The 12,302-nt window shown below is 45.2% G+C and carries 11 protein-coding genes; 6 read left to right on the top strand and 5 right to left on the bottom strand.

The genetic code is table 11. From position 1 onward, the window contains the following. Positions 1-115 precede the first annotated feature (115 nt). From rplT to thrS, 4 genes are all read right to left on the bottom strand, one after another. Positions 116-469, bottom strand: coding sequence for a 50S ribosomal protein L20 (gene rplT, locus IJ23_RS01490; RefSeq protein WP_004727974.1), 354 nt, complete (start codon positions 467-469; stop codon positions 116-118). A 40-nt stretch (positions 470-509) separates the two neighbouring features. After that, a complete protein-coding gene (gene rpmI / locus IJ23_RS01485; protein ID WP_005377932.1) occupies positions 510-704 on the bottom strand; it encodes a 50S ribosomal protein L35 in 195 nt (64 codons plus the stop codon). Between the two features lie 121 nt (positions 705-825). After that, entirely contained in the window at positions 826-1,377 is a 552-nt protein-coding gene (gene infC, locus IJ23_RS01480) for a translation initiation factor IF-3 (RefSeq protein WP_080276913.1), read from the bottom strand. A gap of 3 nt (positions 1,378-1,380) precedes the next feature. Next, positions 1,381-3,309, bottom strand: a complete 1,929-nt coding sequence (gene thrS, locus IJ23_RS01475; RefSeq protein WP_005395892.1) for a threonine--tRNA ligase — start codon at positions 3,307-3,309, stop codon at positions 1,381-1,383. A 404-nt stretch (positions 3,310-3,713) separates the two neighbouring features. On the opposite strand from thrS, the gene IJ23_RS01470 reads away from it, so the two are divergent. Further along, positions 3,714-4,691, top strand: a complete 978-nt coding sequence (locus IJ23_RS01470; protein WP_033905143.1) for a DUF3187 family protein — start codon at positions 3,714-3,716, stop codon at positions 4,689-4,691. 6 nt (positions 4,692-4,697) lie between these two features. Here the strand turns inward: IJ23_RS01470 and IJ23_RS01465 are convergent, their stop codons facing one another. Continuing rightward, entirely contained in the window at positions 4,698-5,441 is a 744-nt protein-coding gene (locus IJ23_RS01465; RefSeq protein ID WP_033905142.1) for a sporulation protein, read from the bottom strand. A 248-nt stretch (positions 5,442-5,689) separates the two neighbouring features. On the opposite strand from IJ23_RS01465, the gene hutC reads away from it, so the two are divergent. From hutC to hutH, 5 genes are all read left to right on the top strand, one after another. Further along, complete coding sequence (hutC, locus tag IJ23_RS01460; protein WP_033905141.1) at positions 5,690-6,397, top strand: histidine utilization repressor; 708 nt, start codon at positions 5,690-5,692, stop codon at positions 6,395-6,397. Between the two features lie 129 nt (positions 6,398-6,526). Next, positions 6,527-7,777, top strand: a complete 1,251-nt coding sequence (gene hutI / locus IJ23_RS01455) for an imidazolonepropionase (RefSeq protein ID WP_033905140.1) — start codon at positions 6,527-6,529, stop codon at positions 7,775-7,777. Position 7,778: 1 nt separating this feature from the next. Then, a complete protein-coding gene (gene hutG, locus IJ23_RS01450) occupies positions 7,779-8,789 on the top strand; it encodes a formimidoylglutamase (RefSeq protein WP_033905138.1) in 1,011 nt (336 codons plus the stop codon). Between the two features lie 73 nt (positions 8,790-8,862). Then, positions 8,863-10,560, top strand: a complete 1,698-nt coding sequence (hutU, locus tag IJ23_RS01445; RefSeq protein ID WP_033905347.1) for a urocanate hydratase — start codon at positions 8,863-8,865, stop codon at positions 10,558-10,560. Positions 10,561-10,571: 11 nt separating this feature from the next. Then, on the top strand, positions 10,572-12,107 hold the full coding sequence (hutH, locus tag IJ23_RS01440; RefSeq protein WP_033905137.1) for a histidine ammonia-lyase: 1,536 nt from the start codon (positions 10,572-10,574) through the stop codon (positions 12,105-12,107). Positions 12,108-12,302: the final 195 nt, after the last annotated feature.

The following is a 12,302-nucleotide window of genomic DNA, read 5'->3' as shown; positions in this document are numbered from 1 at the left end:
TGAGAAGACTGATAAACAATACTCTAAATAGCCAAGCTAAAAGTCATTTGGGTATAAATTTTAGCAATAAAAAAGGAGAGCTAATGCTCTCCTTCTCTTAATCCTAAACTGCTAATTAAAGAGCAGCTTTCGCTTTTTCAACTAGAACTGCAAATGCAGCTTTGTCGAATACTGCGATGTCCGCAAGGATCTTACGGTCGATCTCGATAGATGCTTTCTTAAGACCGTTGATGAAACGGCTGTAAGATAGACCATTTTGACGAGATGCCGCATTGATACGTGCAATCCATAGTTGACGGAATTGACGTTTCTTAGCGCGACGGTCACGGTAAGCGTATTGACCAGCTTTAGTAACTGCTTGGAAAGCTACGCGGTAAACGCGTGAACGCGCACCGTAGTAACCTTTAGCTTGTTTTAGAACTTTCTTATGACGTGCACGAGCTTGTACACCACGTTTTACGCGAGGCATTATGCTTCTCCTAAACTAAACGATTGATAACTAAAAAGAATTAAGCGTATGGCAACATACGGATTACTGCAGCCACTTCACATTTTGGAAGGATTGCATTCGGACGTAGTTGACGCTTGTTCTTAGTAGTACGCTTAGTCAGGATGTGACGTTTTGTAGCGTGCTTGTACTTAATACCACCAGCAGTTTTCTTAAAACGCTTAGCAGCACCTTTGTTGGTTTTCATCTTAGGCATGATGAATAACTCCGCATTGAGTAGGTTTAATAAACAACGTAATTAGGGCGAACAAAACCTAGCCGTTATGCCTTTATCGAAAGGAAAGCGGCTAGGTTTTAATTACTTGATGAGCCGTTAATTACTTCTTTTTAGGGGCTAGCACCATGATCATCTGGCGACCTTCAATCTTCTTAGGGAAAGATTCAACTACAGCAATTTCTGCAGTATCTTCCTTAAGACGATTTAGAACGTCAACACCGATGTCTTGGTGTGCCATCTCTCGGCCACGGAAGCGAATTGTTACTTTCACTTTGTTGCCTTCTTCAAGGAAACGCGTCAGGTTGCGTAGTTTTACCTGATAGTCTCCAATATCAGTTCCAGGACGGAATTTTACTTCCTTGATCTGGACCTGCTTTTGCTTCTTCTTCTGCTCTTTAGCAGTTTTGCTCTTCTCGAAGAGGAACTTACCATAGTCCATCACACGACAAACAGGTGGCTCGGCGTTAGGACTGATCTCAACGAGATCCATACCAGCTTCTTCAGCAGCTGCAATGGCTTCTTGAATCGATACAACACCAACTGATTCACCGTCAGCGCCTGTTAGTCGAACTTCACGAATACCACGAATTTCACCGTTGATACGGTGCGGGTTTTGTTTTACCGGCTGTTGGCCACGTCTTCCGCCTTTAATAGCTTATTCCTCCAGATTGAGCTTACGGCTAGAGATCTCGTCTTGGATGTATGCAATAAAATCATCCACTTTAAATTTACCAAGATCTTTACCTTTACGAGTACGCACTGCTATTTCGCCAGCTTCCATTTCTTGGTCACCAACAACAAGCATATACGGTACACGCTTCAAAGTATGTTCGCGGATTTTAAAGCCAATCTTCTCATTTCTCAAGTCCGCTTTAGCTCTAATTCCACTTTTTTGTAGTTTTTGTACTATTTCTTGAACATAACCTGACTGTTTATCAGTAATGTTCATAAGAACTGCTTGTTCTGGCGCCAACCAAGTTGGGAAGAAACCAGCATATTCTTCGATAAGGATACCGATGAAACGCTCTAGTGAACCTAGAATCGCACGGTGAATCATTACCGGTACAAGACGTTCATTGTTTTCACCTACATAAGTTGCACCTAAGCGACCTGGTAGGTTGAAGTCTAGCTGGACAGTACCACACTGCCACGCACGGTCTAGACAATCGTATAGTGTGAATTCAATCTTAGGGCCGTAGAACGCACCCTCGCCTTCTTGAATTTCGTATGGGATATCCATCGATTCAAGAGACTGCTTCAATGCTTCTTCAGATTGATCCCAGATTTCATCTGAACCTACACGTTTCTCTGGACGAGTAGACAGTTTCACTACGATGTTGTCGAAACCAAATGTTTGGTACGTATCGTACACCATCTTGATACAGTTTGTTACTTCTTCTTGAATTTGGCTCTCAGTACAGAAAATGTGAGCGTCATCCTGAGTAAAGCCACGTACACGCATAATACCGTGTAGTGCACCAGATGGTTCGTTACGGTGACATGAGCCAAACTCAGCCATACGTAGCGGTAGGTCGCGGTACGATTTTAGACCTTGGTTGAAGATCTGTACGTGACCTGGACAGTTCATTGGCTTAATCGCGTATTCACGGTTCTCAGAAGAAGTTGTGAACATTGCATCAGCGTATTTGTCCCAGTGCCCAGAGCGTTCCCAAAGAACACGGTCCATCATAAGTGGACCTTTCACTTCTTGGTAACCGTACTCATCTAGCTTAGCGCGGATGAATACTTCTAGATCACGGAAGATAGACCAACCATTGTGATGCCAGAACACCATACCCGGTGCTTCTTGCTGCATGTGGAATAGGTCTAGTTGCTTACCAATCTTACGGTGATCACGCTTCGCCGCTTCTTCTAGGCGAGTTAGGTGCGCTTTCAGTGCTTTCTTGTCGTGGAAAGCCGTACCGTAGATACGTTGAAGCATTTTGTTGTCGCTGTTACCACGCCAGTAAGCACCTGCAACATTCAGCAAAGTGAAGTGTTGACAGAAGCTCATGTTAGGAACGTGAGGACCACGACACATGTCGATGTATTCTTCATGGTGGTAAAGGCCTGGACGATCATCACGAGATACGTTTTCGTCTAGGATTTCCACTTTGTATGGTTCGCCACGTGATTCAAACGTATCACGCGCTTCCTGCCAGCTTACTTTTTTCTTAACCACTTCGTACTTGGTTTTCGCTAGCTCTTTCATACGCTTTTCAATCTTTTCAAGATCTTCTTGCGTTAGAGATTCGTCTAAGTCGATATCGTAGTAGAAGCCATTGTCGATGGTTGGACCGATCGCCATTTTAGCTTGAGGGTAAAGCTGCTTAAGAGCGTGACCAAGAAGGTGAGCACAAGAGTGACGAACGATTTCTAGACCGTCTACTTCATCTTTAACTGTGATGATTTCAAGGCTTGCGTCTTCTTCAATTAGATCACACGCATCAACGCGGTTACCGTTTACACGACCAGCGATAGTTGCTTTGGCAAGACCAGGACCGATCGATTGCGCAACTTCCATAGTAGAAACTGGGTTGTCAAATTGACGCTGACTGCCGTCAGGAAGAGTAATAATAGGCATGCTATGTCCTTTACAGTGGTGTTGCACACCAAGCAACACATGTTATTCAAATTAGAAGCTATTTGTTGAAAATAGTTGAGAGTCAATAAAGGCCTCTCGGTAACACGAATACCGGACCGTTATCGAAAATGGGATTGTACCTAGCTCACATTTAGAATGCAAAGCGCGATTTTGTTTTGTCATAAGAACTTAACCGCAGACCCGTCACGACAATCTGATCATGCTTTTTTTAAGAGACCGCATAGCTGATGAATGGAATTGCCCCTCAATGAACTTACACAACAAATTACAATATCCCCTATTACGTGTGAACCGATACAAAGCCTAACACGCTGGGCGAGAGCTCAACGTGCGATTTAGGTATATAGTTGTTTTATAGAGTAGTTTGTATGTAGGTATTCATCATGGTCTATTTCAAATCGCGCTTTATGGTGCTTCTAAGCACCTCGATATGTTCTTTGCAAGCCTTCGCATCAAATGACTTATATGGCCCGCTGCGTTCTTACGCACAATCCCCAATGCAAGTGGTTAGTCACACCAACATACTGCGTTCAGGACATAGTCTGCCCTATGGTTTTGTCGAAGCTTATGGTTCGGGAACCGTGGCAAGTGTTTGGGCTCATACTGATGAATACGCACTGGATTATTACCACAATCAAATCGAATTAGGCAGCAAATGGCAAGTTAGCAACCGTTGGCAGTGGGAGCTCAACTATCGATGGGTCTTTGCCGCTGACAACCATTTAGATGGACTGACGAAAAGCTTCCATAAACTTTTCGGTATCGGACAAAATGGGCGGGATAAAGTAGACAGAGATCGTTTTTACATTTCAATGCCGCAATATGATGTGCTTGAAGATGATTTCGAAGGACAAACACTGGCCAATAACCTATCTACTTACTTACAGTATCAAGTGTTCCAAAATGAACATCACGGCCTATCGATTGGCGGCAGTTTGTATTTTAACGATGTGGCTCACGGCACTTTTCAAGGTAGCAGTTTCGAGCAAGGCTTCCAATTAAACTACAGCTACTTAAGTGATGCTCATGCATTTTATTCGATGATTGGCATGACTTTTCGCTCGGATGACCGTGCCTTGCTCGATCTGCCCTATCGACATAATACGATTGCCATTGCGGGTGGGTACCGTTATGCCTTAGAAGATAACCATCACCTGATGTTGGAATATCATTGGTATCAAGGGTCAACAGAAGGACCCACAGAGTTTGCTGATGCCTCTAATGAACTGGTATTGGGCTATCGATATCTAATGGAAAATTCAGCGCTTGAGTTTTTAGCCGTAGAGAACGCAAGAAACATGGATAACAGTACCGATATCGCTTTCACAATAGGATATCGGTACATATTTTCATCAAGGTGATGAGAGCTATAGATTTAGCGTTGGTGCAACTGCGGCTGCGACTTGAGCATCGGTTGCATTGATCGGCAACGTAAACGAGCGATATTGGTCACCAGCCAAGCTGAGCGAACGGTCAATCTCTGCCAAACAATGCATGACCTGCCCTTCCAGAATAAAAGAGAGCTCAATTTCTTTTGATGAAATAAAGCCGCTGTTAAGGAACTCTAGCTCTTGATAAATACCAGAGCGAGAGGCAAACGAGCCACCGCGCAAAAAGCCTTTTTCAACATCGGCTTTAACCATAGTGAAGCCAGCTTGCTCAATCGCTTGAATAACCCGAGATGCTACTGGTAGTGGTTTCACTTCAATATAGTCACGGTCACGCGGGTCAATCGCAAAATCAATATCTAACGTCGTCTCGACCCAAACATGACATTGATTCTTAAGTGCGCTAACCGCAGTAATTGGTGTTTCGTCATGCAGTTTTAGCTCAAACGGAACCTGCTTTTCTTCATTAGGTTGAATCACAAAAGGGTCAACTGCTTTCAATTGATCGATAGTGAAGGTTTGATAACTTACGCTATCATCCACTTCGACTTTCATTTCCGTGTTCAATTTAATCGTAATAGCATCAATTTGTTGTTCGACGTCTCCGCCTTTGACATGAACATGCCCTTTCAGCGTCGCTCCTTGAAACACGCTCATTTCGTCCAAAATGGTATCTACTTTTGCAGAGCCGATCCCCAGTGATGCTTTCAATTTTTTAAACATACTTTTCCTTTTTTAACGACTTTTCTTCTAATAATCGTTTGTTTACACAATTGTTTTCTGCTGTGCAAGCAATAGACCACAAGAAAATGCTTGAATTCAATCATCAATCCAAATAATGCTCAACAGCAAGAGTCATTCAGCTCTGCAATAGGATTGTTCGGTCACTAAGCGGTACATTCGTCGAGAAATGTTTGCAATTTGTACCTAAATTAAGCAGTATTTGTATAGTCAAATAAAGGGAAATCATTATGTCTGCACCACTCTACATTCAAATTAAACAATTTATCCTGGATAAAATTGATGCTGGAGAGTGGGTAGTTGGTCATCGCATCGCCACCGAGATTGAGCTTACCGAGCAATTTGGTGTCAGTAGAATGACAGTGAACAAAGCAATTCGGGATTTAGTAAATGAGGGCCGATTACAACGTCGCCCACGCTTAGGCACGTTCGTGTGTGATCCTGGTGAAAAGTCAGAATCTCCCCTGCTAGACATTCGAAACATTGCCGAAGAAGTCAGCGATAGAGGGCGAAAGTATGGCAGTAAAGTGCTCAAACAGATTGCCATAAAAGCAGATGACAACATTGCGATAAAACTCGGCGTTATGCTAGGCACGACAGTGTTTTACAGTGAAATTATTCACTATGAAGACCAAACGCCGATTCAATTGGAGCTCCGCTGGGTGAATAGCCAATATGCCCCGAGTTATTTAAATCAAGACTTCACACAAATCACTCCAAATCAATACCTGTCAGATAATTGCCCACTCAGCGCGATAGAACATACTGTAGAGGCAATTGTGCCTGAAAGCCGTATTAAGCAAGACTTAACAATGCAAGCCAATGAGCCTTGCCTTCTCTTGAATCGCAGAACGTGGAGCCAAGATAAGTTAGTCAGTACCGCCCTACTTTATCACCCTGGTAACAAATATAAGCTGAGCTCAAAAGTGCTCATTTAAGGGCAAGATTGGTCCTCTAGATCTACGTTTTGATCACATTTTAGCAACATCAATCTTGTCAGTGTTCTTATTTTGCTCTATTTATTTGTATATACATTTAATGATACAAATAAACACAGGGACACAAACATGGATTTGCTGATTGAAAACGCACGTCTGGTCACCATGCAGTCGGGAGAGCGCGGTTATCTGCCAACGTCTCCTGCTCGTATTGGCATTCAATCTGGAAAAATCGTTGCGATCAGCACCTGTGCAATTGGTGAAGACGAACCGCAAACCGAGTCTCTGCTGTCTGCCCAACATTACGCTCAGAGTATCGACCTTCAAGGCAAGTTAGTTCTGCCAGGTTTGATCGACTGCCACACTCATCTTATTTACGCGGGCAATCGTGCCAACGAATTTGAAATGCGCTTAAGCGGCGTGCCATATCAAGAAATTTCCAAACAAGGCGGTGGGATACTTTCAACGGTGCATGCGACGCGTTCAGCAACCGAAGCGCAGTTAGTTGAGTTAGCGTTGCCACGTTTAGACGGGCTACTCGCGAGCGGCGTCACTTCTGTCGAAGTGAAATCAGGCTACGGATTGACACTGAATGATGAAGTAAAAATGCTCCGTGCAGCCAAAATGCTTGAACAAGAGCGCAAAGTTAAAATCACGACTACACTTCTCGCCGCTCACGCCATTCCGCCAGAGTTCCAAGGTCGTGCAGATGATTATATTGAGCACATTTGTCAGGACATAATCCCTGTTGTCGCAAAGGAAGAATTAGCTACGAGTGTCGATGTTTTTTGTGAATCGATTGGTTTCAATCTTGAACAAACAGAAAAAGTGTTTGTAGCTGCAAAACGCCACGGCTTAAAGGTTAAAGGGCATACTGAGCAACTTTCTAATCTCGGTGGTACAGCCCTCACTGCGCAATACAACGGTCTGTCAGCGGATCACATCGAGTTTTTAGATGGGCAAGGTGTTAAAGCACTTGCTCGATCAAACACCGTCGCCACTCTATTGCCTGGCGCTTTTTATTTTCTAAGAGAAACTCAGTTACCACCGATTGAGTTGTTGAGAGAGCATAACGTGCCGATGGCAATTGCTACGGACGTCAACCCAGGTACATCACCATTTTCTGATCTCACACTCATGCTGAATATGGCGTGCACGCTATTTCGCCTTACACCGCAAGAAGCACTGCGTGGTGTAACGCAACATGCAGCCAAAGCTCTGGGTTATCAAAACTCACGTGGCGAAATCAAAGTAGGGTTTGATGCGGACTTCTCTATATGGGATATCGAAAGCCCTGCGGATTTAAGCTATCAAGTCGGAGCAAAACGTCTGGTAGGTCGTATAGTAAATGGTGAATACATTTCACACGGAGGCCAATAATATGTCTCAATTCGACCTACACTCTCCCCTATTTCATTGGCAAGGCCGTCATGATGCCGAGGACGGCAAGCTTGGTCAGCGAATTCATCACGTTGTTCAACGCCAAAAAGCAGATGAGTTGAGTGCCGTTGCGCATGGCGTCTCATTACTCGGTTTTGCTACCGACGCTGGCGTTGCGAGAAACAAAGGACGCATTGGCGCGAAAAAAGCGCCAGACTTAATCCGACGAGCACTCGCTAATTTAGCATGGCACCAAGACGCCCCACTATATGACTTAGGTACTGTGGTGTGTGAAGACGACTTACTGGAAGAGAGCCAAGCTCTATGTGCAGCAACCATTTCAAGCGCACTGCCCCATACGCCAGTCATCGTGCTGGGTGGTGGGCATGAGATTGCGTGGGCCTCGTTTTCCGGCTTAGCGGAATATTTTAAAGCGCACCATCCAGAGAAGAAGCCTAAAATCGGCATTATCAATTTCGATGCGCATTTCGATTTGCGCGCATTCGAGAGTAACCTCGCCGACATAAGACCGAGCTCTGGTACACCCTTCAACCAAATTCACCATTTTTGTCAACGTAACGATTGGGACTTTCATTACGCTTGTATTGGTGTAAGCCGCAGTAGCAACACTAAAGCGCTATTTGAAAAAGCAGATGCGTTAAATGTTTGGTATGTAGAGGACAATCAGCTCTGCTACTTAAACCACAGTTATCACTTAACTCAGCTTCAGCATTTTATTGACGACTGTGACTACCTCTATTTGACTATTGATCTGGATGTATTCCCTGCTGCAACCGCACCTGGAGTCAGCGCACCAGCAGCTCGGGGAGTGAGTTACGACACAATTGCCCCCTTTTTAGATCGAATTCTTCATTACAAAAATAAGTTAATGCTGGCTGATATCGCCGAATACAACCCAAATTATGACGTCGATAGTCAAACAGCACGATTAGCTGCCCGTTTGTGTTGGGATATCGCCAACGCAATGGCGGAAAAACAGCACAAACCATAATGCATCCCAGATGCCACTGATTATTACGACCAAGCAAGTACTTGGTCATCACGAGAAACTAAAGGAGTCTGAAATGACACAGCGCCAGGGACAAGATCCACGACTTGATACAAGCAGAACAATTCGTGCACCTCACGGAGATAAACTGCGCGCAAAATCTTGGCTAACCGAAGCCCCTCTTCGTATGCTGATGAACAACCTTGATCCTGATGTTGCAGAACATCCACATTCACTGGTTGTATATGGCGGCATTGGCCGAGCAGCGCGAAACTGGGAATGTTACGACAAGATTGTTGAAGTACTTGAAAGACTCGAAGATGACCAAACGCTTTTAGTTCAATCAGGCAAGCCTGTTGGTGTTTTCCCTACTCATAAAAATGCCCCACGCGTGCTTATCGCAAACTCAAACCTTGTTCCGCATTGGGCAAACTGGGAACACTTCAACGAGCTCGATAAACAAGGCTTGATGATGTACGGCCAAATGACCGCTGGCAGCTGGATATACATTGGCTCGCAAGGTATCGTACAAGGCACATACGAAACGTTCGTATCTGTTGCAAAAAAACACTTTGACGGTGACGCAAATGGCCGTTGGATTCTAACAGGTGGTCTTGGTGGCATGGGTGGTGCTCAACCTCTCGCTGGTACAATGGCGGGCTTCTCCATGATTGCAGTAGAGTGTGATGAATCACGTATCGATTACCGCCTACGTACAGGCTATGTCGATAAGAAAGCGACTTCTTTAGATGAAGCGCTAGCTATCATTAAAGAGTCAGACACACCAGTATCGGTTGGTCTACTAGGTAATGCAGCAGACGTTTTCTCTGAGCTGGTAGAACGTAATATCACGCCTGATGTCGTAACAGACCAAACGTCTGCACACGACCCGCTCAATGGCTATTTACCACAAGGCTGGAGCATGTCTCACGCAGCAGAAATGCGTTTGCAAGATGAAGCAATGGTCGTAAAAGCAGCGAAAAAATCCATGGCTGTGCAAGTTCAAGCGATGTTAGAGCTGCAAAATCGCGGCGCCGCAACACTCGACTACGGTAACAACATCCGCCAGATGGCCTTGGAAGAAGGCGTAGAAAACGCATTCGATTTTCCTGGCTTCGTTCCAGCCTACATTCGTCCTCTATTCTGTGAAGGTATCGGTCCTTTCCGTTGGGCTGCTCTCTCTGGCGATCCTGAGGACATTTATAAAACCGACCAAAAAGTAAAAGAGCTAATTCCAGATAATCCGCACTTACATAACTGGCTAGATATGGCTCGCGAACGCATCCAGTTCCAAGGTTTACCTGCGCGTATTTGCTGGGTTGGTCTTAAAGATCGTGAGCGTCTTGGTCAAGCATTCAACGAAATGGTGAAAAATGGCGAACTTAAAGCGCCCGTTGTCATTGGTCGAGATCACTTAGACTCTGGCTCTGTAGCAAGCCCGAACCGTGAAACCGAAGGTATGATGGACGGTTCTGACGCCGTATCAGACTGGCCATTATTAAACGCGCTACTCAACACGGCGGGCGGCGCAACTTGGGTTTCACTACACCACGGTGGTGGCGTAGGTATGGGCTTCTCGCAACACTCAGGTATGGTTATCTGCTGTGACGGCAGTGAAGATGCCTCAGAACGTATTGCCCGCGTGCTGCATAACGACCCAGCAACAGGCGTGATGCGTCATGCTGATGCGGGATACGATATCGCTAAACAATGTGCAGCAGAGCAAGGGCTAGATTTGCCAATGCTCAACGAAGAACTGAAGAAGCTCAAGTAAGGATGAAAGAGATGTTAAATTTAACGCTAAAGCCAGGTCATATTAGCTTAAACGAACTACGCCAAGTGAGCCGTTCACCAGTCAACCTTACTTTGGATCCTGAAGCCATTCCGGCCATTGAAGAAAGCACACAGGTCGTAGACCGAGTCATCGCGGAAGATAGAACGGTTTACGGAATTAACACTGGTTTTGGGCTATTGGCTAACACACGAATAGCACCAGAAGATTTAGAAACACTGCAACGCAGTATCGTTCTTTCTCATGCGGCAGGTATCGGTGAGTTTATGTCAGATGAAACGGTTCGTCTGATGATGGTATTAAAAATCAATAGTCTGTCTCGTGGCTTTTCTGGGATTCGCCTAAAAGTCATTAATATGCTGACCGACCTAGTCAACGCACAAGTTTACCCTTGCGTACCTAAAAAGGGCTCTGTTGGCGCATCAGGTGACTTAGCTCCTCTAGCCCATATGAGCACTGTATTACTGGGAGAAGGACAAGCTCGCCACAACGGTAAAATCATTTCCGGGCAAGAAGCATTAAAAATCGCAGGTCTAGAGCCTATCACTCTGGCGCCAAAAGAAGGCTTAGCGCTACTAAATGGGACTCAGGCATCCACAGCGTTCGCATTGGAAGGCCTGTTTATCGCGGAAGACCTTTTCGCGTCAGCAACCGTTTGTGGTGCAATGTCTGTTGAAGCCGCTCTCGGCAGCCGACGTCCATTCGATCCGCGCATTCACCGTGTACGTGGTCATCGCAGCCAAATGGACGCAGCACTCGTATACCGTCATTTGTTAGACACATCGAGTGAAATAGGTGATTCGCACACTAACTGTGAAAAAGTACAAGACCCGTATTCTTTGCGCTGTCAGCCTCAAGTGATGGGCGCGTGTTTACAGCAAATCCGCAATGCGGCGGAAGTATTACAAGTAGAAGCGAACTCCGTATCAGATAATCCGTTGGTGTTTGCTGAAGATGGTGACATCATCTCTGGCGGTAACTTCCATGCGGAGCCTGTTGCAATGGCAGCCGACAACCTAGCACTTGCGATTGCCGAGATCGGCAGCTTGTCTGAACGTCGTATGGCATTACTTATCGATAGCGCGCTATCAAAACTGCCACCGTTCTTAGTCGACAATGGTGGTGTGAACTCTGGTTTCATGATTGCTCAGGTTACCTCCGCTGCGTTAGCAAGTGAAAACAAAACACTCGCTCACCCAGCGTCAGTAGACAGCTTGCCAACATCTGCAAACCAAGAAGATCACGTGTCAATGGCAACATTCGCGGCTCGCAGATTGAAAGAAATGGGCGAAAACACTCGCGGTATTCTGGCTGTCGAATACCTCTCAGCAGCACAAGGCCTAGACTTTAGAGCGCCAAACAAGTCCTCTGAGCGTATTGAGATTGCGAAACAAATGTTGCGTGAAAAAGTATCGTTCTACGATAAAGATCGCTACTTTGCGCCGGACATTGAACAGGCAAACACTCTGCTTAAGCTGGCTATCCACAACACGCTCATGCCAGAGAGCTTGTTACCAAGTATTCAATAATTAAGCATAACTGGCATTTCATCGAATAAACAGATGATGACTTGAAGGCTCTACGTTCTGCGTGGAGCCTTTTTACATACGATTAAACATGTTGATGGCACTGTTTATGAACGCCTGTCTACTTTGATGGCTATACTTTAAAAGATAGGCGAGCGAAAAGGTCGTTGTTTATTGCTTTCACAAATAAAAGCGTTG

This window comes from Vibrio sp. OY15 (genome assembly GCF_000742455.1).
Classification (GTDB): Bacteria; Pseudomonadota; Gammaproteobacteria; order Enterobacterales; family Vibrionaceae; genus Vibrio; species Vibrio alginolyticus.
The sequence above is the reverse complement of the archived record's forward strand: the minus strand, read 5'-3'. Positions and strand labels throughout refer to the sequence as shown.

Coding starts and splice junctions, on each gene's coding strand:
- rplT (WP_004727974.1), bottom strand. CDS start 469: ATGCCTCGCGTAAAACGTGGTGTACAAGCTCGTGCACGTCATAAGAAA.
- rpmI (WP_005377932.1), bottom strand. CDS start 704: ATGCCTAAGATGAAAACCAACAAAGGTGCTGCTAAGCGTTTTAAGAAA.
- thrS (WP_005395892.1), bottom strand. CDS start 3,309: ATGCCTATTATTACTCTTCCTGACGGCAGTCAGCGTCAATTTGACAAC.
- IJ23_RS01470 (WP_033905143.1), top strand. CDS start 3,714: ATGGTCTATTTCAAATCGCGCTTTATGGTGCTTCTAAGCACCTCGATA.
- IJ23_RS01465 (WP_033905142.1), bottom strand. CDS start 5,441: ATGTTTAAAAAATTGAAAGCATCACTGGGGATCGGCTCTGCAAAAGTA.
- hutC (WP_033905141.1), top strand. CDS start 5,690: ATGTCTGCACCACTCTACATTCAAATTAAACAATTTATCCTGGATAAA.
- hutI (WP_033905140.1), top strand. CDS start 6,527: ATGGATTTGCTGATTGAAAACGCACGTCTGGTCACCATGCAGTCGGGA.
- hutG (WP_033905138.1), top strand. CDS start 7,779: ATGTCTCAATTCGACCTACACTCTCCCCTATTTCATTGGCAAGGCCGT.
- hutU (WP_033905347.1), top strand. CDS start 8,863: ATGACACAGCGCCAGGGACAAGATCCACGACTTGATACAAGCAGAACA.
- hutH (WP_033905137.1), top strand. CDS start 10,572: ATGTTAAATTTAACGCTAAAGCCAGGTCATATTAGCTTAAACGAACTA.